The sequence below is a fragment of the Mangrovimonas cancribranchiae genome, assembly GCF_037126245.1.
Classification (GTDB): Bacteria; Bacteroidota; Bacteroidia; order Flavobacteriales; family Flavobacteriaceae; genus Mangrovimonas; species Mangrovimonas cancribranchiae.
This window is the reverse complement of record NZ_CP136925.1, coordinates 1,840,095-1,864,988: the sequence shown is the minus strand read 5'-3', so window position 1 is coordinate 1,864,988 and position 24,894 is coordinate 1,840,095. Positions and strand designations below refer to the sequence as shown.

Here is a 24,894-nt window from a genome sequence, read left to right as displayed (position 1 = left end):
CTTTTATGGATATACTTATTCATCCAACATATTTTCCATCTGTATCGCATTTTGTGGCTATGGTTAAGGCAGATAATGTCGTTTTTGAGATGGAAGATAATTTTCAAAAGCAAACCTATAGAAATCGTACCTATATTTATGCTGCCAATGGTAAACTGTTGCTAAATGTTCCTGTTTCTTTTACCCAAAAAAACCGACAAAAATATCGTGAGGTAAAGATTTTTAATGAAGAAAACTGGCAAAGTAATCATTGGAAATCACTATTGTCTGCTTATAGTACGTCGCCTTTTTTTGAGTTTTACAGGGATGATTTGGAACCTATTTTTAAAAAAGCATTCACGTCTCTTATCGATTTAAATTTTGAAACAATTTATGTGATTTGCGAATGTCTTCAACTCGAATTAAATATAGAAAAGACCTCTAGTTTTGAAAAAGAGGTCACCAGTAAAATAGATTTTAGACATTTAGTTAAAGCCAAAGGAGCAGACATTATACCATTTGAACCTTATACACAGGTATTTTCTGAAAAGCACGGTTACATTAATAATCTTAGTATTTTAGATGTGCTGTTTAACGAAGGTCCTAATACGTTAAATTACTTACAAGCTCAAGATCTTGATTTATGATGCGTTTTTTTGTGCATTATGGATGCCACTTTATTTTACCCATAGTAATAGCACTTTTATTTTTTAAATCTAAATGGAAGCAAGCTGCGTTAATAATGCTCGCAGCCATACTTATAGATTTAGACCATTTACTCGCAACACCAATTTTCGATAATAGTAGATGTAGTATTGGGTTTCATCCGCTACATTCATATTATGCTATAGGTTTTTATATGGTATTATTATTTCCTAAAGTAACCAGAGTTATAGGTGTTGGCTTATTACTCCATATGCTAGCAGATAGTTTAGATTGCTTATTAATGTAGTGATAAATGCGTCATTATAGGGTAGTGATCGGAAAACTTTTCATCAAATGTTTTAAAACGCTCCACTTTAAAACTTGGATCGGCTAGAATAAAATCTATTCTAACGGGAAAGAATTTAAAGTCATAAGTTCTTCCAAAACCATTTCCAGCTTCCTCAAAACTATCTGTTAAGTTCTCTTTTATATTTTTATAAACGTACGAAAAAGCAGTGTTATTAAAATCGCCAGCAACAATCATTTTATAGTTGCATTGTTCCTTGTGTTTCAAAAATAATTCGGTTTGAAGCTGTTGCATTTTAAAAGTTTCACCTACACGTTTAAATAAACGTTCAGAATCTTCTTGTTTAAGCTTATCAACATTAGTGTCTATACGTAGCGATTGCAAATGAACGTTATAAACTCTTATAGTGTCTTTTTCTTTTACAATGTCGGCAAAAATGGCATTGTTTGATGTGTTTGGGAATGCTACAGATCCTGAATTTATAATAGGGTATTTTGAAAAAATGGCTTGTCCGTATTTTGTTTTCTTGCCAGAAACCTTTTCATATTTATGTTTAAAAAACGATAGGTTGACGTTTTTATGTGGATGATATTCCTGTAAGCATAAAATATCGGGTGATTTTCTTTTAATAAACGATGTTATACTGTCTTCTATGTGCTTTTCTTTTATCCACTCGTATAAGTTAAACAACCTTACATTGTAATTCATTACAGAAAGTGTTGTTTTGGGGAATTGCGTTTTTCCAGATGATGATGAAAACTTGTAAACAGAACCAAAACTTATATAGCCTATCGCAAGCACAAAAAGCGATAAAAGCATTTGTTTTTTTACCTTAACTAGCCAGTAAATAAAAAATAAGACGTTAACTAACGTTAAGAAAGGGACACTTAAACTTAATACAGAAAGTAAAGCGAAATTTTTTGGTGGTACAAATGGTAACAGGTAGGATAGCAAGAGTAGTGTAGCCACTAAAGCATTAATTAGGTAAATAAGTTTATCTAAAAGCTTTAGTTTTTTCATATAAATCCGGTCATTATTTTCCAGCTCTAAATAAGAACTCTTTTTCTTCTTTAGTTAAGCTATCGTAACCACTTTTACTTATTTTATCTAAGATAATATCGATACGTTTTTGCTTGTTAAACTCATCAAACTCTTCTTTTGAGTAGCCAGCCATCTTATCTTTTGATGCTCTTTTTTTTCGATGTACTGTTTTTAAAGGCGTATTTTTAGAGCTTTTAAAAAGCCCCATAATGCTGTCCATAAGTTTTTCAAAACCTTTACCTATATCTGTTCCTTTTTGCAATTGAATAGCATAAAAATAGCCTAAGATGGCACCGCCTAAATGGGCCAAATTACCACCAGCATTTAAACCAAACAATCCAATGATATCAAATACAACAATAACAACTCCTATGTGCCATAATTTTATATTAAACGTAAAAAACCTAACAGACATGCTAGGCATGTAGGCACACATGAAAATAAGCAATGCTCTAACTGCAGCGGAGGCACCGACTAATCTGGTGTTGGTGTTAAAAAAATCTGGAAGTAAATTGTAACCAGCTAAAAATAAAATGCCACCACAAATAGCTCCTAAAAAGTAAATGTTTAACCCTAGTTTTACATTAAATAGGTTTAAAAACATACGGCCAATAAAGTATAGCCAAAGCATATTAAAAATAATATGCCAGAAATCGTAATGAGCAAAAGCATAAGTAATAATGCTCCATGGCTGTAACAAAAAAGCCATAAAATCGCTTGGTAGCTCTAACCAACTTAAACTATTTTGAATACTTAAAATAGGTCGTAAAATAAGGCCAATTAAAAACAGTAATAGATTGATACCTATAAGTTTTTCAAAAACATTTAGGTTGTTAAGTTTGTTTTGTATGTCTTGATTTAGTGAGGTCACGTTAATCCCAACGATTTTTATTAAACTGTGTTTTTTTCCAATACCACATAATTAAAAAGCCTGTTAGGGCACCACCAACGTGAGCGACATAAGCCGTGTTGCTTGGACTGAAAAAAGATTGCCCTGTTACAGCTGAAATTAAATCTAAAATAATAATTCCAGGAATAAAATATTTAGCTTTTATAGGAATGGGTAAGAAAATCAACATTAATTTCGATTCAGGATATAACATTCCAAAAGCAACTAGAACGCCCATAATAGCTCCAGAAGCCCCAACCATTGTACTATTAAATACGCCAACAAAGTTTCCTAATTGGTCTTGGTTTAAAACACTTTCCCAACGCGTGTCGTATCGGTTATATCCAGATTTTAAAACGTCTATAACTTGAGCCGTATCAAAACCAGATTCATTTAATGTAGACAGTCCACTGTAATACTGAAAGAAATAATAACCAATCATAATTAATGCAGCACCAAGACCCGAAGAAATATAAAAGAATAAGAATTTCTTACTGCCAAAGCGTTGCTCTACAGCTGTACCAAACATCCACAATGCAAACATGTTAAAAAATAAATGCATAAAACCACCATGCATAAACATATGGGTGAAAATTTGCCACAATTGAAATGTGTCGTTTTTTGGGAAGTGTAATGCAAACCAATCGTAAAATAAAACACCATTATTTCCTATAGCAAGTGTACCAACAAACATAATCACATTAATGATTAGTAAATGTTTTACTGTATCGGTAATATTGTTTATCATAAATTTAATTAAACTTTTTATCTAACTCATCAACAGATAACGTAATAAATGTTGTCTTGTTGTTGGGCGACATGTTAGGCTCTTTACAAGCAAATAAGCTATTTACTAAGTGTTCTTGTTCAGAGTTTGATAATAGTTGCCCTGTTTTAATAGCTAAACTTTTAGCCATAGATTTGGCTAATAAATCCATAGCGCTAAAATGGCTATCGGGGACATCATTTTGTATGTCGTTAATAACTTGTTCTAGTACATCGTTAACTTCACTTTCAGGAACATTAATAGGAACACCAGAGATTTCAACAGCATCTTTTTCAAACTTAGAAAAAATAAACCCTGTATGCTCTAAATCGTCTTTAACCTGTTTAATAATGTCAATTTCATGTGCTGAAAAATTTAGCAAAACAGGAAATAGTAACTGTTGACTAACACTTTCTTTTAGCGTTAGTTGTTGTAAGTAGTTTTCGTATAGCACACGCTGATGTGCCTTATTTTGATCTAAAACCAACATGCCAGATTTAATTGTACTGATAACATATTTGTTATGCAACTGAAATGTTGTTTTACTTTTTTCTACGGTATTTTCTTCAAATAGAGAAGAGGTTTTGGTAGTACTTTCAAACTGAATATCGTCAAAATTTGAAAGTTCTTGCTTGCTATTTCCTTTCGATTCTAAATCGACATAAAGACTTTCCCAACTACTCGATGGTTTCGGTTTTAAAGACGCTGGTTGTTGCTTACCAGAATTTGCTTTATCTTGAAACGGATTAAAGCTTCTATCCACTTCAATTTTTGGCGTTTCGGCGTGTTTATTTTTATAGCCGTAAGGTGTGTCTAGGTTGGCATCTCTTTCAAAATCTAAAATAGGCGCAATATTGAATTGCCCCAAACTATGCTTTACAGCCGAACGAATTATAGCATAAAGCGTATGTTCATCATCAAATTTTATTTCAGTTTTTGTAGGATGAATATTAATATCGATAGTTTCTGGCGGCACATCAAGATTTAAAAAATAACTGGCATGTGTACCGTCTTTTAAAAGTCCTTCAAAAGCAGCATTTATAGCATGATTTAAATACCCGCTTTTAATAAACCGATTATTTACAAAGAAAAACTGTTCGCCACGTGTTTTTTTAGCAAACTCAGGTTTTCCTACAAAGCCAGAAATCTTAAGCACTTCGGTATCTTCATTTACAGGAACTAATTTTTCATTGGTTTTACTGCCAAAAATATTTACAATACGTTGTCTAAAATTGCTGGCGGGTAAATTAAAAAGCTCACTACCGTTATGAATCAATAAAAACGTAACATTAGGATGCGCCATAGCAACACGCTGAAATTCATCGGTAATATGGCGAAATTCTACTTGATTGGACTTTAGAAAATTACGTCTAGCAGGAATATTGAAAAATAAATTTTTAACGGCAATAGATGTGCCAATAGGAGTAACCGTAACCTCTTGAGAGACCACTTTGCTTCCTTCTATAACCAAATGTGTGCCGACATCATCGACTTCTTGTTTGCTTTTTAACTCAACATGGGCAATAGCGGCAATACTAGCAAGAGCTTCGCCACGAAACCCCTTGGTATTTAATTGAAAAAGATCATCAGCAGACCGTATTTTTGATGTAGCATGACGCTCGAAACTTAAACGCGCATCGGTAACACTCATGCCACAGCCATTATCTATAACTTGAATTAAGGTTTTTCCAGCATCTTTTACTAGAAGCTTTATGTTTGTGGCTTTAGCATCAATAGCGTTTTCCAAAAGTTCTTTAACAACCGAAGCGGGTCTTTGTACAACCTCTCCAGCAGCGATTTGGTTAGCTACATGATCTGGTAATAACTGAATAATATCTGCCATTAGTTTTTAAAGAATATTGACAAATCGAAGTCGATAATAAAAAGAAATATTAAAATTAAGACAAGGATTATAATTAAAACACGTTTGTTAGCCTTCTCATCAGTATTGTTTTTATAGTCATCCCAAGCATTGTTTATTTTACCTTTTAAGCCTCCAGAAGAATCTACCGTTTTTCTGTATTCGTCAAACTTATGTTTTATTTCATAAGGATTACTATCACCTTTATAATGGCGTGGCGTATAACTAAACTTTTTATTTTTTCTGGTCTTAAATACTCCCATAAATCAATTACTCATATCGTCCTAAAAGTATCCAAAGTACAACAATCATAATTAGAAATAAGATTAAAAAAGGCAAGGAAAATAATTTGCTAGTTCGTTTTTGCCTAGCTTTACTTTCTTCCACCCAATTAAAATCAAACTTAGAAGCAGTGTCTTTTTTTAATTCACCGTCTTCGTTAAATCTTGTTTTGTAGTTGAATTGTTTGTTTTTGCGTTGTTTGAAAATCAAAATGACGCGGTACTTGGTTACTATTTCAAAAGTACTTAAAATACTAGGAATTTTAAGATTTGAAATGCCAAAAATTGTTAACAGTTAGGTCTTAACTATGGGATTGTTTTTCCAGAACAGCCATTTTTATGGCTGCAATAGCAGCTTCTGTACCTTTGTTACCGTGTTTTCCACCAGAACGGTCTATGGCTTGTTGCATTGTATTATCGGTTAGTACACAAAAAATAACAGGCACATTGTGTAAAATGTTTAGGTCTTTAATACCTTGAGTAACACCTTCGCAAACAAAATCGAAATGTTTGGTTTCTCCTTGAATAACACTCCCTATAGCGATAACAGCATCAACATTGTGTTGCTGCATTTTTTTACAGCCATAAATAAGTTCGAAACTTCCAGGAACATTATATCTTAAAATATTATTTTCTTGAGCGCCATTATCTAAAAGTGTTTGGTGTGCACCTTGAAACAACCCTTCTGTTATGGAATCATTCCATTCAGAAACAACAATCCCAAACCGAAAGTTTTTCGCGTTTGGGATGGTGTTTTTATCGTATTCTGATAAGTTTTTATTTGCTGTTGCCATACTTATTAATTGGTCAACCCTTGTGCTTTACCTATAAATACATCAATATTTGTTGCTTGTGTAGATGATGGGTACTCTTCTTTTATTTTGTTGAAGAAATTTAACGCTTTATCTGCTTGATTTAACTCTAATGCAGTTACACCAGCCTTGTATAAATATAATGGTGTTGTAAATTCATTAGCACGCATTTTTGCAGCTTCTTCGTAATAGCTTAACGCGTCTTCGGTTTGATTAAGTTGCACGAAAGCATCGCCAATACCACCTTTAGCCATAGGGGCTAATACTTCATCTTCACTATTAAAATCACTTAAATAAGATACGGCATTTTTATAATCTTTTAAGTTTAGATAAGCCATACCTGCGTAGTAATTAGCTAAGTTACCAGCTTTTGTTCCGCTGTATTCAGAAGCAATATCAACCATACCTAATTTTCCTTCACCACCATTAAGTGCTAATGTGTAAAGCGAATCTTTAGCGGTTCCTGTTACAGCCTCGTTAAAGTATTTTTTAGCTTGGAAAATTTCGTTCATTGCTTCGGCTTGTTTAGGCTTGGCAATAAATTGGTTATATCCTAAGTATCCTAAAACCACTGCTGCTACTACAGCAATAATTATAAAAATATATTTTTGGTTTTTAATAACCCAATCTTCTGTTTTAGAAGCGGTTTCATCTAAGGTATTAAACACTTCTGCTGTTGTAGAGTCTTGTTCGTCTACTACAACGTCTTCAACTTCTTTTTCCTTGTTTGCTTTAGGTTTATATCCTCTTTTCTTGTAAGTTGCCATATATTGTATATTAATGCGCCGCAAAAATATAATTTTTCTTCATAAATAAAAGTGAAATTATTTGTTATTTTTCAATAATTTGCACAACTTTTCTAATGTAATTTTGCAAAAAACAAGAGAAACGACTTTATGGTTTTAAAATCTTTATCCTTATTGAATTATAAAAATTTTGAAAGCCAATCTTATGTTTTTAACGATAAGATAAACTGTTTTGTGGGGAATAATGGTGTAGGAAAAACTAATGTTTTAGATGCTATTTACCTATTGTCTTTTGGGAAAAGTTATTTTAATCCTATCTCTTCTCAAAACATTAAGCATGGTGAATCTTTTTTTGTAGTTAATGGCGATTATGATAAAGAAGGCGATACAGAAAAAGTAGTTGTAAGTTTAAAAAAGGGACAAAAGAAAACAATTAAGAGAAACGGAAAAGCTTACGATAAGCTTAGCGATCATATTGGGTTTTTACCATTAGTTATTATTTCTCCTGCCGATAGAGATTTAATTATAGAGGGAAGTGCCACAAGACGAAAATTTATAGATAGTGTTATTTCTCAAGGCGATAAAGTGTATTTAGAGCAGTTAATTAACTACAATAAAATTTTAGCGCAACGAAACTCACTGTTAAAGTATTTTGCGTTAAACAATACTTTTAATCAAGACACTTTAGATGTTTATGACGAGCAATTAAACGGATATGCAACACATATTTTTGAGAAACGACAACAGTTTTTAGAAACATTTTCAACCATTTTTCAAAAGCGTTATCAAGCCATAAGTGGCGGTAATGAAACTGTTGAGTTAGATTATAAAAGTAATTTGTTTGACGATGATTTAAAATCGTTATTAAAGCAAAACTTAAACAAAGATAAAGCGTTACAATATACAAGTGTTGGTGTTCATAAAGACGATTTAATTTTTAATATTGGTGATTATCCTGTTAAAAAATTTGGAAGTCAAGGGCAACAAAAATCATTTTTAATAGCTTTAAAGTTGGCGCAATTCGATTTTATTAAGGAACAAAGTGGCGTTAATCCTATTTTGTTATTAGACGATATTTTCGATAAATTAGATGAAACACGTGTAGCGCAAATAATAAAATTGGTAGATAATGAGAATTTTGGCCAATTATTTATAAGCGATACACATGCCGAAAGAACAGAGCATGTGGTTAAACAAGTTCATCAATCTTACGAAATTTTTAAACTATCTTAAATGAAATATATTACAGCCTTATTATCATGTTTATTTGTAATGTCCTGTTCCCAGAACAAGAATATTCAAGATTTAAACGGGTATTGGGAAATAGAAGAAGTTGTAATGCCAGATGGCACTAAAAAAGCTTATAATTTTAATAATACCATAGATTTTATAGAGTTAACGAGTGATTCCACAGGATTTAGGAAGAAATTAAAACCTAATTTTAATGGCACTTACGAAACATCGAATGTAGTTATTGAAGAAACATTCGTTGTAAAAAAAGAAAATGACAGTTTACATCTTTATTACAAAACACCTTATAGTAGTTGGAAAGAGACGATACTTTTACTTGATGAAGAAGCGTTACAAGTCATTAATAAAAACCAGATTATTTACACGTATAAACCTTATCACCCCATAAAAATAGAATAATGTCAAAACGTCATACAGAACATTTAAGTTTATCAGAAGTTTTAAAAGAATTTGTGGAAACCAACAATCTAGAAAGTGGCTTAGACAAAGTTAATATTAAGAATGTCTGGCATGATATGATGGGGCCAGGCATTAGTAATTATACAACAGCTATTTCTTTAAAGCAAGATGTATTGTATGTAAGTTTAAGTTCTAGTGTTTTACGAGAAGAATTAAGTTATGGCAAAGAAAAAATAGTTACCATGCTTAACGAGAATCTAGGAAAAGACCTTATAAAAAAGGTGGTTTTAAAATAAAAAAGCGCCCTTTTAGGCGCCTTTTATATACAATTGTTTTAACTTCTAATTAAAACATCTCTCTTCCAGAAAAGTGAAAAGCACCTTCAATAGCGGCATTTTCATCGCTATCGCTACCGTGCACAGCATTTTCACCTATAGAAGCAGCATACATTTTTCTTATAGTTCCTTCTGCAGCTTCAGCTGGGTTTGTAGCACCAATTAACGTTCTAAAGTCTTCAACAGCATTATCTTTTTCTAAAATAGCTGCAACAATAGGACCGCGTGTCATATATTCAACTAATTCACCAAAGAACGGACGCTCTTTATGAATAGCGTAAAATGTTTCAGCATCAGCGGTAGTCATTTGTGTTAATTTCATTGCCACAATTCTAAATCCTGAAGCAGTAATTTTTTCTAATATTGCACCAATATGCCCTTTTTCTACAGCATCTGGCTTAAGCATTGTAAATGTTCTGTTTGTTGCCATTTTATTCGTTTAAATTTGGTGCAAAAGTAATGGATTTATTAATAAAAACAAGTGTAATCAATTTTAAAAAATGTATATTCGCTCACTATGACAAATAGCGATATTTCAAACATAAAAACGCTTTTAAGTACTCCTAAAAAAATTGTTATTGTCCCACATAAAAATCCTGATGGCGACGCACTTGGTTCCACTTTGGGACTTTATCATTATTTAAACAAATACAACCACGATGCTGTTGTTGTAGCTCCTAATGACTATCCAAATTTTTTAAAATGGATGCCGGGAAATAATGCTGTTGTAATCTATGAATCTGAAAAAGATAAAGCAGATGGATTAATTAATGCGGCCGATATTATCTTCACCTTAGACTTTAATGCGTTAAATCGAGCAGGAGATATGGTAGAAGTACTTGCGCAAAGTGAATGTCTAAAAATTATGATAGATCATCATCAGCAACCAGATGATTATGCGACATATATGTATTCCGATGTGGCTATTAGCTCTACTTGTGAAATGGTATATAATTTTATAGATAGGTTGGGAGACACTGCTTTAATAGATAAAAATATTGCCATATGTTTATACACAGGTATTTTAACCGATACAGGTTCATTTAGATTTCCATCATCTACAAGTACAACACACAGAATAGCTGCTTTTCTAATAGATCAAGGCGCAAACCATTCTGAGATACATAATAGTATATTTGATACTAATAGCTACGATAGAATGCAACTTTTAGGTCGAGCATTAAGCAATTTAAAAGTGCTTAAAGAATATCACACAGCGTATATAACATTGTCGCAAGCAGAGTTAAATAAACACAATTATAAAAAAGGCGATACCGAAGGGTTTGTAAATTATGCATTATCTCTAGAAGGTATTGTATTTGCTGTTATTTTTATTGAAGATCAGGGAAATAATATTATCAAAATTTCTTTTAGATCGAAAGGTGACTTTTCTGTTAATGAATTTGCAAGAGCGCATTTTAATGGAGGCGGTCATACAAATGCCGCAGGAGGCCGAAGCGAATTAGACTTGAAAAATACAGTTGAAAAATTTATTACTATCTTACCGCAATATTCTAAAGCCCTTAATCATGCGTAATATAGTTTTATTAATAAGCACGCTAGCGATTTTGTGTTCTTGTAAACCACCAGAAGCAAGAAGACCAATATCTTCCAAAACAGGTTCTTTTATAGATCAATCTGTGGTTAGAAATAAAAAGCTTTATGCTAGGGAAAAAGCCAGTTTTGAGAAATTAATGCAAGCTAATCCAGAAACTGAATATATGGCATCGCAAAACGGGTTTTGGTATTATTATAATACGAAAATTGAAAACGATTCGTTAATTAAACCAGACTTTGGCGATGTCGTTAATTTTAATTACAACTTAAAAACAATTAACGGGCAAACTATTTATTCTAAAAAAGACATAAAAACCCAAAACTACGTCATGGATAAGCAAGAACTGTTTTCAGGACTTCGTGAAGGTTTAAAACTTATGAAAGCAGGAGAAACAGTAACTTTTATGTTTCCTTCACAAAAGGCTTTTGGTTACTATGGCGACGAAAATAGAATAGGTATGAATGTGCCGCTAATTTGCGAAGTTACCGTAAACTCAATAACCGATTCAAAACAAATAAATTAACCCAAAAAGAATGAAAAAATTAAACCAGATTATGAAACTTTTAGTACTAGCACTATTAGTAAGTTTTACGTCTTGTGGACAACAATACCCAGATCTAGAAGATGGACTTTACGCTGAATTTGTAACAAACAAAGGCACTATGGTGGCAAAGCTTTTTTATAAGAAAGCGCCAGTAACAGTAGCCAATTTTGTGGCTTTGGCCGAAGGAACTCACCCAGAAGTAACCGACTCGCTTAAAGGTAAACCTTACTACAATGGTATCATTTTTCACCGTGTTATAGACAATTTCATGATTCAAGCTGGCGATCCAACAGCAACTGGCGCTGGCGGTCCAGGATATAGTTTTCCAGATGAATTTCACCCAGATTTAAAACATGATAAACCGGGTATTCTATCTATGGCAAATGCTGGTCCAAACACTAATGGAAGTCAGTTTTTTATTACTGAAAAGCCAACACCTAATCTAGATGCTTTTAAACCAGATGGTAGCTTAAAGCGTTGTGGAACATTTCCAGGAGGTGGTTGTCATGCCGTTTTTGGTGAGTTAGTTTTAGGATTAGATGTGCAGGACACCATTTCAAACGTAAAAACTGCAGCCAGAGATAAACCAGAGCAAAGTGTTGTTATTCAGCAATTAAATATTATTAGAAAAGGTAATGATGCTAAAGCTTTTGATGCCGTAAAAATATTTACAGAAGAGGCGCCTAAATTAGAAGAAAAGCAACGTGCCTTAAAAGAAGAAGCACAAAGAAAAATAAAAGAAGCAGCAAGCAAAGCTGCTGAAACTTTTTTAGAAGCTAATAAAGACCTAGGAGACGTTAAAAAACTGGATACAGGAGTTGTGATGGTCTACACAAAACAAGGTAATGGCGAAAAACCTAACCATACGCAAAACGTATTAATTGATTGCGCTGGATATTTTGCAAACGGGAAGCTTTTTTACACCACAATTAAAGAGGTTGCTCAAGAAAATAATATGTATAATGAAAAAGCAGACGAACAAGGTGCTTACAAACCTTTTTCTAAAGTTTATAACGAAAGTGCTGGTTTAATACCAGGTTTTAGAGAAGCTATGTTAAATATGAAAGTAGGAGATGAAGCAAAAGTATTTATACCGTCGTTTTTAGGGTATGGAGAAAGTGGAACAGGACCAATTCCACCAAATACAAACCTAGTTTTCGATATTATTTTAGTAGGTATAGATAAATAAATCATACAATTATAACAAAAAAGCCGCTTTATTTAAAGCGGCTTTTTTTTGTTATAGTGTTTAAGTTATTTCTTTGGAATGTTTTTCAAGATTTCCAACACATATTTCCAGTACTTTTGTGCTGATGAAATTTGAGCACGCTCATCCGGTGAATGTGCTCCTTTTATATTAGGTCCAAAACTTATCATATCCATTTCAGGGTAATTTTGTCCTAAAATACCACACTCTAAACCTGCATGACAAGCAGCTACGTGAGGTTTTTCATTATTCATTTCAATATATAAGCTTTCCAAAACCTTTAATATTGGTGAGTCCATATTAGGTTTCCAACCTGGGTAATCGCCAGAAAACTCCACTTCGCACCCCGTAAGTTCAAAGGTAGCGCGTAAGGTATTTGCCAAGTCCCATTTAGAGCTTTCCACAGAAGAGCGTGTTAAGCAACCAACTTTTATTTCACCGTTTTTAACAGTTACATTTGCAATGTTATTGGAAGTTTCTACTAAATTAGGAATATCGGCACTCATTCTATAAACACCATTTATGGCAGCATAAATAGCTCTAGTAAAGCCTTCTTGAACACCTAGTTCCATAATAGTTTCTGGAGTATCGCATTTAGATACAATAACATCTAAATCTGGCTCCATAGTTTTGTATTCAGATTTTATGGTTTGAGCTAATTGGGCAAGTTCCATAACAAAGGCATTTTCATGAATGGTGTCAATGGCAACTATGGCTTTACTCTCACGAGGAATAGCATTACGTAATCCACCGCCATTAATTTCAGAAATACGTAGGCCAAAGTTTTCAAAGCCATCAAATAATAAACGATTCATTATTTTATTGGCATTTCCTAAGCCTTCGTGTATTTGCATTCCAGAATGTCCGCCTTGTAATCCTTTTACAGTTACTTCAAAACCTGTTTTGGTTTCTGGTGTTTCTTCAACTTTATATGTTCTAGTAGCAGTAACATCTACGCCGCCAGCACAACCAACACCAATTTCATCATCTTCCTCGGTATCAAGATTTAATAAAATATCACCTGCTAAAATACCGCCTTCAAGTCCCATTGCTCCAGTCATACCTGTTTCTTCATCTATAGTAAAAAGAGCTTCAATAGCAGGATGTTCAATATTGTTACTTTCTAAAATAGCCATAATAGTAGCAACGCCCAATCCGTTATCAGCTCCAAGTGTTGTGCCTTTTGCTTTTACCCAATCGCCATCAACATACATCTCTATACCTTGGGTATCAAAATCAAATTGGGTATCGTTGTTTTTTTGGCAAACCATATCTAAATGCGATTGCATAACTACGGTTTGTCGATCTTCCATACCTGTAGTGGCTGGTTTTCTTATAATAACATTACCAACTTTATCAACAAGGGTTTCTAAACCTAATTCCTCGCCAAATTTTTTCATAAAGGCGATAACTTGTTCTTCTTTTTTAGAAGGTCTAGGTATGGCGTTAAGGTCAGCAAATTTATTCCAAAGTGCTTTGGGTTCTAGGGCTCTTATTTCTGAATTCATAATTGAAAATTTTAGTTGTGCAAAGGTAAAAATAACTTAAGGAGTATTATAAAGATTTCATTAATTTTGGAACTATGCCAAAAAACAAAAAACTACTAGTAGCCTTATCCATTCTACCTCAAATTTTATTGATGAAATGGCTGTCTACTTATCCTAATTTTGTGGAATCTTATTATAGTGAAGGAGTCTACCCGTATATATCAAAATTATTTAGATATGTGTTTGGTTGGTTGCCGTTTTCTTTTGGGGACATATTTTATGCTTTTGCGATTATTTATATGCTTAGGTGGTTAATATTAAATATTAGACGAGTAAAATATAATTTTAAAGGCTTTTTAATTGATGTGTTTTCTGCTATTTCTATGATATACTTAGCGTTTCATGTGTTATGGGGATTGAATTATTACCGATTACCATTACATGAAAACTTAAATATTAATGCCGATTACACTACTGAAGAGTTAATTTCAACGACTGAGAAATTTATAGTAGAAGCTAATACTATTCATTTAAGTATTACGCAGGATAGTACTCAAAAAGTAGTATCTCCTTATGCAAATAAGGAGGTTTTTAAAAAGGTTCCAGAAGGGTTTCACCAATTAAAAACCGAGTTTCCAAGCTTAGATTATTACCCAAAGAGTATAAAAAATGCGTTGTTTAGTTTGCCATTAACGTATATGGGGTTTAGTGGTTATTTGAATCCGTTAACTGGCGAAGCCCATGTTGATTATTTAGTGCCCAGTTTTAAAATTCCAATGATTTCCTCACACGAAGTGGCGCATCAATTAGGGTTTGCTGCTGAAAATGAAGCTAATTTTATAGGTGTCCTAGCAGCCACAAAGCATCCTGATAAATACTTTAAGTATTCTGGAACTATTTTCGCCTTGAAACATTGTTTGGTTGAAGTTTATCGTAGAGATCCTGATACGTATGAAGTTTTAAAAACTCAAGTAAACGTTGGAATATTAAAGAATTATCAAGAGCTTCAAGAATTTTGGGACGGTTATGAAAATCCTTTTGAATCTATTTTTAAAACCACTTATGATGGCTTTTTAAAGGTTAACAATCAAACCGATGGTATGAAAAGTTACAGCTATGTGGTGGCTTTATTGGTCAATTATTTCGAAAACCAAAATGTTAAAGCAAATTAAATTGTATTTAAAACTACCTTAAATGTATATCTTTAGGGTTCTAACACTTTTAACTAACTCAAAATGAACAAACCCATTACTTTGCTATTTGCATTGTTGTGTAGTTTTACGTTTTATGCACAAGATTACTTTCCAAAAAACGATGGGGTAAAAACCAAAAACACAAATTATAAAGCGTTAACTAACGCTACAATTTATGTCTCGCACAATAAGGTTGTTGACAATGGAACCCTCCTCATCAAGGATGGTAAAGTTGTAGCCAGTGGCAAATCAGTAACTATTCCAAAAAATAGTACCATTATAGACTTAAAAGGAAAAACCATTTATCCTTCTTTTATCGATTTGTATGCCGATTTTGGTGTAAAAAAACCAACTAGAGCAGACGGTAATGGTAGAAGTTCACAGTATAATTCGAATAGAACAGGATATTACTGGAACGACCACGTAATGCCAGAAAACAAAGCCATAGACCGTTTTAATTACGATGAGAAAAAAGCAATAGAATTTCTTAAAGCAGGTTTTGGAACAGTAAATACCCATATTCAAGACGGTATTGTTCGTGGTACAGGAATTTTGGTTGCTTTGAATAACAAAGGCGATAATGCCAATAGAATTTTGAATGATGAATCTGCTCAATATCTTTCTTTTAGTAAAAGTGTGACGTCAAGACAGTCGTATCCGTCTTCCATTATGGGAAGTATGGCGTTGTTAAGACAACTTTATATTGATGCCGATTGGTATGCTAAAGGTCATGTAGAAACTAAAGATTTATCTTTGGAAGCTTTAAATAAAAATAAGAAGCAGCCACAAATTTTTGCAGCCGGCAGTAGGTTAAATGCGCTTCGAGCGGATAAAGTAGGAGACGAGTCAGATATTCAATATGTTTTAGTTGGAGGTGGAGATGAGTATGAGCGAATTAATCTAATAAAGAACACCAACGCGACGTTTATCCTTCCATTAAAATTTCCAGATGCTTATAATGTTGAAAATCCATTTATGGCATCACAATTGTCATTGAGCGATATGCGCCAGTGGAATCAAAAACCAGCTAATGCCAAAATTTTAGCTGAAAATGGTGTGCCATTTACATTTACCACCAATGGTTTAAAATCGCCAAAGGAGTTTATGGGTAATCTTAAAAAAGCCATTGCTTATGGATTGCCAAAAGAAAAAGCTTTGGAAGCGCTTACAGCCATACCAGCAACTATTTTGGGGCAAGCCGAATATTTAGGGAACCTTAATCAAGGCGCTTGGGCCAATTTTATGATTGTTTCTGGAGATATTTTTGAAGATGATGCCACAATTTACGAACACTGGATTCAAGGAGATGCTTTGGAGTTTTCAGATAAAGATCGTTTGGATATTCGCGGAGATTATACCTTTAAATTAGCTGGTGAAGATTATTCTATGAGCGTAAAAGGGAGTTTGGAAAAGCTGAAAACAGACGTTAAAACAGATGATTTAAAACGTGGTTCAAAACTTTCATACAATAACGATTGGGTAACACTATCCATAACATCAAAAGATACCACAAACCAAGAATTCATAAGAATTGTTGCCAATGTAGAGGCTTCAAAAAATCTAAAAGGTGAAGCGACGCTGCCCAACGGAACTACCGTAGCGTTTTATGCAACCCATAAATCTGTTGATGCGAAAGAAAAAGACAAAACCAACAAAACCAATGAAGAAAAAAACATTGTTCCCGTAACATTTCCAAACAATGCTTATGGCTTTAAAAGCTTACCAGAACAGGAAACTATCTTGTTCAAAAATACAACCGTTTGGACCAACGAAGCCGATGGTATTTTAGAGCAAACCGATGTATTAATCAAAGACGGTAAAATTTCTAAAATCGGTAAGAACCTTTCAGCTGGTCGTGCTACGGTTATCGATGCCACTGGAAAACACTTAACTGCTGGAATTATAGATGAACACTCGCACATTGCTGCGTCATCAATAAATGAAGGCGGTCAAAATTCTTCAGCAGAAGTATCTATAGAAGATGTGCTAAACCCAAGCGACATCAACATTTACAGGAATTTAGCAGGTGGCGTAACTTCCATACAAATCTTACACGGTTCTGCAAACCCTATTGGTGGACGCTCGGCGATTATTAAACTTAAATGGGGAGAAACGGCCGATAATTTAATCTATGAAAACACACCTAAATTCATCAAGTTTGCTTTGGGTGAAAACGTAAAACAATCCAACTGGGGAAGCCGCGATCGTTTTCCGCAAACAAGAATGGGGGTTGAGCAAGTTTATATGGATTATTTCACTAGAGCTAAGGAATACGATGCGCTTAAAAAAAGTGGCAAACCTTACAGAAAAGACTTAGAGCTTGAAGTTTTAGCCGAAATACTAAATAAGGAACGTTTTATTTCGTGTCACTCTTATGTACAAAGTGAAATTAATATGCTTATGAAAGTTGCCGAACGCTTCAATTTCAATATTAATACGTTTACGCATATTTTGGAAGGCTATAAAGTAGCAGACAAGATGAAAGCACACGGCGTTGGTGGATCTACCTTTAGTGATTGGTGGGCATACAAGTTTGAAGTTAACGATGCCATACCTTACAATGCGGCTATTATGCATAATCAGGGCATCACGGTGGCCATAAATAGTGACGATGCCGAAATGTCTAGACGTCTTAACCAAGAAGCTGCAAAAACCATTAAATATGGTGGTGTAAGTGAAGAAGACGCTTGGAAATTTGTGACTTTAAACCCTGCAAAACTTTTACATATCAACGATCGTGTTGGTAGTATAAAAGTAGGCAAAGATGCCGATGTGGTGTTGTGGTCTCATCATCCATTGTCTATTTATGCCAAAGCTGAAAAAACATTGATTGAAGGTGCTGTGTATTTTGACATTGAAACCGACAAAAAGAAACGCGAAACCATCAAGAAAGAAAAAAGTGAACTCATTAATATGATGATGCAAGCCAAGAACAAGGGCTTAAAAACACAACCCGTAAAAAAAGAAGAGCAACAACATTTCCATTGTGACACTATGGATCATCAATTTTAAAATCCACTACAAATGAAACATTTAAAACAAAACATAGTAATCGTATTTCTGTTGTGTGCTTCACTTGTAATGGCACAACAAACTCCAGCATCAAAGCAAACGCAGCCCATTGCCATAATGGGAGCAACGGCGCATATTGGTAACGGAGAAATTATTGAAAATAGCTTGATTATCTTCAAAAAAGGCAAATTGACCACCGTCGTCGATGCACGAGTCGTGAAAATGGATCTAAGCAGCATGCAAGTCGTCAATGCCAATGGCAAACACGTTTATCCCGGGTTTATCATCCCGAATTCAACATTGGGATTAGTAGAAATTGATGCTGTAAGAGCTTCTGACGATGACGACGAAATTGGAAGTCTAAATCCACACATAAGAAGTTTGATAGCCTACAATGCCGAATCAAAAGTTGTGGAATCGATGCGTCCTAATGGAGTGCTTATTGGACAAATAACACCACGTGGCGGCAGGATTTCTGGAACATCTTCCGTAGTGCAATTTGATGCTTGGAATTGGGAAGATGCGGCTATTAAGGTAGACGACGGTATCCATCTAAATTGGCCAAATAGTTTTACGCGTGGCCGTTGGTGGCGTGGCGAAGACCCAGGATTAAAGCCCAATACCAATTATGCAGAACAGGTTGAAGAAGTGACTAGCTTCCTAAAGGAAAGCAAAACATATCAAGATAGTGATAAATCTACAAAGCATTTACCTTTTGAGGCCGTTCAAGGGCTATTTGATGGCAGCAAAAAACTATATGTACACGTTGACGATGCCAAAGGCATAACCGATGCGATTAATTTTAAAATCCAAAATGGTATTTCGGAAATGGTCGTTGTTGGTGGCTACCAAGCCTTACAAGTAGCCGATTTGTTAAAAACACATGACATACCTATACTTATTAAGCGCGTACATTCAACACCAAATAATGCGGATGATGATTATGATAAACCATTTAAGTTAGCCAAACAACTTACTGATGCCGGTGTTTTGGTAGCTTTACAAAACAGTGGAGATATGGAACGTATGAATGCTAGAAATTTACCGTTTTTAGCCGGAACCGCAGCGGCCTATGGCTTACGTAAAGAAGAAGCGCTTCAACTTATTACGCTTAACGCTGCCAAAATATTAGGTATTGATAACAATTATGGTTCTTTAGAAGTAGGAAAAAGTGCGACGTTATTCATTAGTAAAGGTGATGCCTTAGATATGCGTACCAATGTGCTTGATAAAGCTTTTATAGATGGACGAGATATTAGTTTGGAAAGTCACCAAACCGATCTTTGGAAACGGTATTCTAATAAGTATAAAAATCAATAATAAACTTAAAAGCGAGTTACTTAGACTCGCTTTTTTTGTGTCAGAAATTATACCTTTGCATTTATGCATAAAACCATACATAGTACCCAAAATACACTCATAAAGCAATTGGTTCAGCTTAAAGATAAATCGCGAGAACGAAGAAAGTCTGAGCAATTCTTAATTGAAGGCAAGCGTGAGTTGTCTTTAGCAATTAAAGGAAGTTATGTTATTGAGACGTTATTATTTTATCCTAACTTATTTTCTGAGAGTGAAGCCAAATCATTAGAAAAAAATGGTGTAGAGATTATTGAAATCTCTCAAGAGGTGTTTCAGAAATTAGCATATAGAAGTACTACAGAAGGTGTTATTGCTGTAGCTAAGGCAAAACCTCATCAGTTAAGTGATATTACATTCAATACTGAGAGCCCCTTAATTTTGGTTGCCGAAGCTCCAGAAAAACCTGGCAATATAGGGGCATTGTTGCGAACGGCAGATGCTGCTAATGTTGATGCCGTAATTATTGCAAATCCAAAAACCGATTTGTATAATCCCAATATTATTAGGTCTAGCGTAGGTTGCGTGTTTACAAAATCCATTGCCACAGGAACAACTTCCGAGATATTATCGTTTTTAAAGCAAAATGGGATTCATATTTTTTGCGCAGCCTTGCAAGCGTCTCAGGATTATCACAAACAGGATTATACCAATCCAACAGCAATTGTTGTAGGAGCCGAAGCTACTGGCTTAAGTGACGATTGGTTACAACATTCTACACAAAACATTATTATTCCCATGCAAGGTGAAATTGATTCTATGAACGTTTCGGTAGCCGCTGGAATTCTTATTTTTGAAGCAGTTCGCCAAAGGCGAATCAATGAGTAATGAACAATTTGTAATTAATAATGAAGGAAAATATCATTGCAACTAAAAGTTATGATTTTGCTGTAAAAATAGTTTTGTTGAGCAAAAAACTTATTGCTGAAAATGAATATGTATTATCAAGACAGATTCTAAAATCAGGCACTTCAATTGGTGCCAATCTAGAAGAAGCCATTGGTGGAATTTCAAAGAAAGATTTTAGAGCCAAAATGTCTATTTCCTACAAAGAAGCTAGAGAAACACATTATTGGTTGAGAATTCTTAAAGATACGGACTATATCACAGATTCAGAATTTGAAAAGTTGGAGACGGAACTCTCAAGTATTCTAAAGATATTATTCAAAATCATCCAATCTTCAAAAGAGTAATAATTGATAATTATTCATTACTAATCATTAATTAAAGAAATGACAGCTCAAACCCTATTCTACATCATTATCGGCATTATCATTGTCAACTTCATAAAGGATAAAATCTTAGATGCTTTAAACGCTAAGCATTTTAACGATGCTATTCCTGAACAACTTCAAGATGTTTTTGATGAAACCGAATACAAAAAATCGCAAGTATACAAACGTGTTAATTATAAGTTTGGAATCATTACGTCAACATTTTCATTGCTGTTAATGGTGTTGTTTTTAGTGTTTGATGGTTTTGAGTTTGTCGATAATATTGCGAGGAGTTTTAGTGATAATGCTATTGTAGTTGCCCTCATCTTTTTTGGTGTTATTATGTTGGGTAGCGATATCTTGACAACGCCATTTTCGTATTACAAGACTTTTGTGATTGAAGAACGCTTTGGTTTTAATAAAACCTCTTTTAAAACCTTTGTAATCGATAAGCTTAAAGGATTGCTAATGATGGCTATTTTAGGTGGCGGCATTTTAGCTTTGATTATCTGGTTTTTTCAACTTACAAAAGCTCATTTTTGGTTATATGCTTGGGGACTCATTACCGTTTTTACGGTGTTTATGAATATGTTTTATTCGCGATTAATCGTGCCATTATTCAACAAACAGACACCTTTAGAAGCAGGTGATTTACGAAACAAAATTTCTAAGTATGCAGAATCGGTTGGATTTCAATTGGACAAGATTTTTGTTATTGATGGTTCCAAAAGAAGTTCAAAAGCCAATGCTTATTTTTCTGGTTTTGGACACGAAAAGCGTGTCACACTTTATGATACTTTAATTAATGATTTAAATGATGAGGAAATTGTTGCTGTCTTAGCACATGAGGTTGGGCATTACAAGAAAAGGCATATTATGTTTAATTTAATAACCTCAATCCTATTGACAGGGATAATGCTTTATGTGTTATCCATTTTTATATCAAACCCATTATTATCGCAAGCCATAGGTGTAGAGCAACCAAGTTTTCACGTCGGGTTAATTGCTTTTGGAATGCTGTACGCACCTATCTCTGAAATTACAGGATTGGTCATGAATTGGTTTTCACGAAAATTTGAATACCAAGCTGATAATTATGCCAAGCAAACCTACAAATCTGAACCTTTAATAACTGCGCTAAAAAAACTTAACAAGAATAGTTTAAGCAATTTAACGCCTCATCCAGCTTATGTGTTTGTGCATTATTCACACCCCACATTATTGCAGCGTTTTAAAAACTTAAAAAGCAGTTAATCAATTAAAATTTCCAAAATTTTAATTGCCGCATCACTAATTTTTGTGCCAGGACCAAAAACAGCTACTGCACCAGCATCAAATAAATATTGATAGTCCTGTTTAGGAATTACACCACCAACAATAACCATAATGTCCTCGCGACCATACTTTTTTAACTCTTCAATAACTTGAGGGACTAGGGTTTTATGCCCAGCAGCTAATGATGAAACACCTAAAATATGAACATCATTTTCTACAGCTTGTTTAGCTGCTTCTTGAGGTGTTTGAAATAAAGGGCCAATATCGACATCAAAACCAACATCGGCATAACCAGTGGCTACAACTTTGGCTCCACGGTCGTGACCATCTTGTCCCATTTTTGCAATCATAATTCGTGGTCTTCTACCATCTTGTTCTGCGAATTTGTCGGCCAATGCTTTAGCCTTTTTAAAGGAATCGTCGTCTTTTACTTCTTTACTGTACACACCTGAAAATGATTTAATTTGCGCTTTGTAGCGACCAAAAACGGTCTCTAGAGCACTACTTATTTCTCCTAATGTAGCTCTATTTCTTGCTGCATTTACAGCTAAAGCTAATAAATTTTCTTGACCAGTTTTAGCTGCTTCGGTTAATTTTTGTAGTGAAGAATTTACTTTTTCAGTATCTCTGTCAGCTTTTAATTTATCTAAACGTTCAATTTGTTGGCGTCTTACGGTTTGATTATCTACTTCTAGTATTTGAAGTGGGTCTTCTTCTACTAAGCGGAATTTATTTACACCAACAATAACATCTTTTCCAGAGTCTATACGAGCTTGCTTTCTAGCAGCAGCTTCTTCTATTCTTAGTTTAGGGATACCTGCTTCAATAGCTTTTGTCATACCTCCTAATTCTTCAACCTCCTCTATTAGTTTCCATGCTTTTTGAGCGATATCGTGTGTTAGTTTTTCAACATAATAGCTTCCAGCCCAGGGATCGACAGTTTTGGTAATTTGTGTTTCTTCTTGGAGATAAATTTGAGTATTTCTGGCTATTCTTGCCGAAAAATCGGTTGGTAAGGCAATGGCTTCGTCCAAAGCATTAGTATGTAAACTTTGTGTGCCACCAAAAGCAGCAGCAGCAGCTTCGATACATGTTCTAGCTACATTGTTAAATGGATCTTGTTCCGTTAAACTCCAACCACTAGTTTGGCAATGTGTTCTTAACGCTAAAGATTTAGGATTTTTAGGATTAAACTGCTTAACTAGTTTTGCCCAAAGCATTCTACCAGCTCTCATTTTGGCAATTTCCATAAAGTGATTCATACCAATAGCCCAGAAAAAGGATAGGCGAGGAGCAAACGAATCGATATCCATTCCTGCTTTAAGTCCTGTTTTAATATATTCTAATCCATCTGCAAGTGTGTATGCTAATTCTATATCGCAAGTGGCTCCAGCTTCTTGCATGTGGTAACCCGAAATACTAATACTGTTAAATCGGGGCATGTTTTTACTGGTAAACTCAAAAATATCTGAAATAATTTTCATGGAAGGAGTTGGTGGATAGATGTAAGTATTTCTAACCATAAACTCCTTTAAAATATCATTTTGTATGGTTCCTGCTAATTGTTCTGGTTTTACACCTTGTTCCTCGGCTGCTACAATATAGAATGCCATGATAGGTAAAACAGCACCGTTCATGGTCATTGAAACCGACATTTTATCTAACGGAATTTGATTGAAAAGTACTTTCATATCTTCAACCGAATCTATGGCTACACCAGCTTTTCCAACATCGCCAACTACACGTTCGTGGTCGCTATCGTAACCACGATGTGTTGCTAAATCGAAGGCTACAGATAATCCTTTTTGTCCAGCAGCAAGATTTCTTCTGTAAAATGCATTACTTTCTTCGGCAGTAGAAAACCCAGCATATTGCCTAATTGTCCATGGTCTTCTAACATACATAGTGCTATAAGGACCCCGTAAATTAGGAGAGATTCCTGCAACAAAGTTGAGGTGTTCTACATTTTTTATGTCGTTTTTAGAGTAAAAAGGCTTTAAACTTATTCCTTCTGCAGTGGTAAATTGCTCTTGAGTATTATTACTATTGGAAGTAGCCTTTTTTAATGTAATATGTTGGAGGTTCTTTCTAGACATTATAAAATCGTTTTTTGAATAAAAGGGTCGAAATACACATCGAAAGGTGTTGTTAGATTTATCATCACTGTTTTTTTGTTTGATGATATAATATAGGATGTACTATAGATATCAACAGGATGATCTTTATAGTTAATTTTATATATAACTTTAAAAAGTTGCACACCATTACTACTATTATATTTGGCGGTTACTTTTTCAAAAGAAGCATTCATGTTTTTGGTTTCTGCTTCGTGTCGTTTCCTTATCATGCCTAAAATAAATTGAGCATCTCTTTTGTAGAGCGGTGTATAAGGAAGAGTGTTTAAGGTATAGGTTGATTTTGTATCCTCGTCAAAAAAAATATAGAAATTACCATCCATAGATTTCAATACGTTTAATCTATGGAGTTCATGTTTATATGCTTTTTCATCTAAAAGAGAATCTAATTCTTCTTGATAAGCAACCAATGAGTATTTTTTGAAAACTTCTGGTAAAAAGAGTTTAATACCTTCTTCACTTAAATGATGATATTTGCCAAAAATATCGTCGTTTTCGTTTAACTCAACCCAGCTTTTAACTTCACTTGCCAGTTGAACACAAGAAAAGCAACAAATAGAACAAAGTAATATGTAGATAATTCTTTTTGTCATGTAGGGTT

At 34.1% G+C, this 24,894-nt stretch carries 25 protein-coding genes; 14 read left to right on the top strand and 11 right to left on the bottom strand.

The window, feature by feature from the left end; genetic code table 11:
- Positions 1 to 5 precede the first annotated feature (5 nt).
- Together R3L15_RS08365 and R3L15_RS08360 are read left to right on the top strand one after the other, a co-directional pair.
- Positions 6 to 626, top strand: a complete 621-nt coding sequence (locus R3L15_RS08365) for a WbqC family protein (RefSeq protein WP_338731094.1) — start codon at positions 6 to 8, stop codon at positions 624 to 626.
- Positions 623 to 931, top strand: coding sequence for a DUF6122 family protein (locus tag R3L15_RS08360; RefSeq protein WP_338731093.1), 309 nt, complete (start codon positions 623 to 625; stop codon positions 929 to 931). Before R3L15_RS08365 ends, R3L15_RS08360 begins: the two co-directional genes overlap by 4 nt.
- Here R3L15_RS08360 and R3L15_RS08355 read toward each other — a convergent pair.
- The 7 genes from R3L15_RS08355 to R3L15_RS08325 all read right to left on the bottom strand — a co-directional run bounded on the left by R3L15_RS08355 (position 923) and on the right by R3L15_RS08325 (position 7,348).
- A complete protein-coding gene (locus R3L15_RS08355) occupies positions 923 to 1,951 on the bottom strand; it encodes an endonuclease/exonuclease/phosphatase family protein (RefSeq protein ID WP_338731092.1) in 1,029 nt (342 codons plus the stop codon). The genes R3L15_RS08360 and R3L15_RS08355 overlap by 9 nt on opposite strands.
- A 13-nt stretch (positions 1,952 to 1,964) precedes the next feature.
- Positions 1,965 to 2,843, bottom strand: coding sequence for a rhomboid family intramembrane serine protease (locus R3L15_RS08350; protein WP_338731091.1), 879 nt, complete (start codon positions 2,841 to 2,843; stop codon positions 1,965 to 1,967).
- Position 2,844: 1 nt separating this feature from the next.
- A complete protein-coding gene (locus R3L15_RS08345; RefSeq protein ID WP_338734126.1) occupies positions 2,845 to 3,606 on the bottom strand; it encodes a rhomboid family intramembrane serine protease in 762 nt (253 codons plus the stop codon).
- Between the two features lie 7 nt (positions 3,607 to 3,613).
- Entirely contained in the window at positions 3,614 to 5,470 is a 1,857-nt protein-coding gene (gene mutL / locus R3L15_RS08340; RefSeq protein WP_338731089.1) for a DNA mismatch repair endonuclease MutL, read from the bottom strand.
- Entirely contained in the window at positions 5,470 to 5,751 is a 282-nt protein-coding gene (locus R3L15_RS08335; RefSeq protein ID WP_338731087.1) for a riboflavin synthase subunit beta, read from the bottom strand. The genes mutL and R3L15_RS08335 overlap by 1 nt, the downstream gene beginning before the upstream one ends.
- Positions 5,752 to 6,071: 320 nt before the next feature.
- Entirely contained in the window at positions 6,072 to 6,563 is a 492-nt protein-coding gene (ribH, locus tag R3L15_RS08330) for a 6,7-dimethyl-8-ribityllumazine synthase (RefSeq protein ID WP_338731085.1), read from the bottom strand.
- 5 nt (positions 6,564 to 6,568) lie between these two features.
- Positions 6,569 to 7,348 carry a tetratricopeptide repeat protein gene (locus R3L15_RS08325; RefSeq protein ID WP_338731084.1) on the bottom strand — a complete coding sequence of 260 codons (780 nt, stop codon included), beginning with the start codon at positions 7,346 to 7,348 and terminating at the stop codon, positions 6,569 to 6,571.
- A gap of 129 nt (positions 7,349 to 7,477) precedes the next feature.
- Between R3L15_RS08325 and recF the strand changes: the two genes are divergently transcribed.
- From recF to R3L15_RS08310, 3 genes are read left to right on the top strand one after another with little or no spacing between them, the layout of a single operon-like run.
- Positions 7,478 to 8,560, top strand: a complete 1,083-nt coding sequence (gene recF, locus R3L15_RS08320; RefSeq protein ID WP_338731083.1) for a DNA replication/repair protein RecF — start codon at positions 7,478 to 7,480, stop codon at positions 8,558 to 8,560.
- Positions 8,561 to 8,977 (top strand): lipocalin family protein, encoded by a 417-nt coding sequence (locus R3L15_RS08315; RefSeq protein ID WP_338731082.1) that lies wholly within the window; start codon positions 8,561 to 8,563, stop codon positions 8,975 to 8,977.
- The gene (locus tag R3L15_RS08310) at positions 8,977 to 9,273 is read left to right on the top strand and encodes a DUF721 domain-containing protein (RefSeq protein WP_338731080.1); all 297 of its coding nucleotides are present in this window, start codon (positions 8,977 to 8,979) and stop codon (positions 9,271 to 9,273) included. The genes R3L15_RS08315 and R3L15_RS08310 overlap by 1 nt, the downstream gene beginning before the upstream one ends.
- Positions 9,274 to 9,322: 49 nt before the next feature.
- Here R3L15_RS08310 and R3L15_RS08305 read toward each other — a convergent pair whose 3' ends face one another.
- The gene (locus R3L15_RS08305; protein ID WP_338731079.1) at positions 9,323 to 9,742 is read right to left on the bottom strand and encodes a nucleoside-diphosphate kinase; all 420 of its coding nucleotides are present in this window, start codon (positions 9,740 to 9,742) and stop codon (positions 9,323 to 9,325) included.
- A gap of 87 nt (positions 9,743 to 9,829) precedes the next feature.
- Between R3L15_RS08305 and R3L15_RS08300 the strand changes: the two genes are divergently transcribed.
- From R3L15_RS08300 to R3L15_RS08290, 3 genes are read left to right on the top strand one after another with little or no spacing between them, the layout of a single operon-like run.
- Positions 9,830 to 10,849 carry a bifunctional oligoribonuclease/PAP phosphatase NrnA gene (locus R3L15_RS08300; RefSeq protein ID WP_338731078.1) on the top strand — a complete coding sequence of 340 codons (1,020 nt, stop codon included), beginning with the start codon at positions 9,830 to 9,832 and terminating at the stop codon, positions 10,847 to 10,849.
- On the top strand, positions 10,842 to 11,393 hold the full coding sequence (gene gldI / locus R3L15_RS08295) for a gliding motility-associated peptidyl-prolyl isomerase GldI (RefSeq protein ID WP_338731077.1): 552 nt from the start codon (positions 10,842 to 10,844) through the stop codon (positions 11,391 to 11,393). Before R3L15_RS08300 ends, gldI begins: the two co-directional genes overlap by 8 nt.
- Before the next feature lie 10 nt (positions 11,394 to 11,403).
- A complete protein-coding gene (locus tag R3L15_RS08290; protein ID WP_338731076.1) occupies positions 11,404 to 12,603 on the top strand; it encodes a peptidylprolyl isomerase in 1,200 nt (399 codons plus the stop codon).
- A 65-nt stretch (positions 12,604 to 12,668) separates the two neighbouring features.
- Here the strand turns inward: R3L15_RS08290 and R3L15_RS08285 are convergent, their stop codons facing one another.
- On the bottom strand, positions 12,669 to 14,129 hold the full coding sequence (locus R3L15_RS08285) for an aminoacyl-histidine dipeptidase (protein ID WP_338731075.1): 1,461 nt from the start codon (positions 14,127 to 14,129) through the stop codon (positions 12,669 to 12,671).
- A 74-nt stretch (positions 14,130 to 14,203) separates the two neighbouring features.
- On the opposite strand from R3L15_RS08285, the gene R3L15_RS08280 reads away from it, so the two are divergent.
- From R3L15_RS08280 to R3L15_RS08255, 6 genes are all read left to right on the top strand, one after another.
- Positions 14,204 to 15,280 (top strand): DUF3810 domain-containing protein, encoded by a 1,077-nt coding sequence (locus R3L15_RS08280; RefSeq protein ID WP_338731074.1) that lies wholly within the window; start codon positions 14,204 to 14,206, stop codon positions 15,278 to 15,280.
- 63 nt (positions 15,281 to 15,343) lie between these two features.
- Positions 15,344 to 18,313, top strand: a complete 2,970-nt coding sequence (locus R3L15_RS08275; protein ID WP_338731073.1) for an amidohydrolase family protein — start codon at positions 15,344 to 15,346, stop codon at positions 18,311 to 18,313.
- Between the two features lie 12 nt (positions 18,314 to 18,325).
- Positions 18,326 to 19,633, top strand: coding sequence for an amidohydrolase family protein (locus R3L15_RS08270; RefSeq protein WP_338731071.1), 1,308 nt, complete (start codon positions 18,326 to 18,328; stop codon positions 19,631 to 19,633).
- Positions 19,634 to 19,696: 63 nt separating this feature from the next.
- Positions 19,697 to 20,497, top strand: a complete 801-nt coding sequence (locus tag R3L15_RS08265) for an RNA methyltransferase (RefSeq protein WP_338731069.1) — start codon at positions 19,697 to 19,699, stop codon at positions 20,495 to 20,497.
- Positions 20,498 to 20,517: 20 nt separating this feature from the next.
- Entirely contained in the window at positions 20,518 to 20,862 is a 345-nt protein-coding gene (locus R3L15_RS08260) for a four helix bundle protein (protein ID WP_338731068.1), read from the top strand.
- Positions 20,863 to 20,901: 39 nt separating this feature from the next.
- On the top strand, positions 20,902 to 22,137 hold the full coding sequence (locus tag R3L15_RS08255) for a M48 family metallopeptidase (RefSeq protein WP_338731067.1): 1,236 nt from the start codon (positions 20,902 to 20,904) through the stop codon (positions 22,135 to 22,137).
- Here the strand turns inward: R3L15_RS08255 and scpA are convergent.
- Positions 22,134 to 24,254: a methylmalonyl-CoA mutase gene (gene scpA / locus R3L15_RS08250; RefSeq protein ID WP_338731066.1), complete on the bottom strand. Its 2,121-nt coding sequence runs from the start codon at positions 24,252 to 24,254 to the stop codon at positions 22,134 to 22,136. The two genes, R3L15_RS08255 and scpA, sit on opposite strands and share 4 nt — an antisense overlap.
- Positions 24,254 to 24,886 (bottom strand): hypothetical protein, encoded by a 633-nt coding sequence (locus tag R3L15_RS08245; RefSeq protein ID WP_338731064.1) that lies wholly within the window; start codon positions 24,884 to 24,886, stop codon positions 24,254 to 24,256. Before R3L15_RS08245 ends, scpA begins: the two co-directional genes overlap by 1 nt.
- Positions 24,887 to 24,894: the final 8 nt, after the last annotated feature.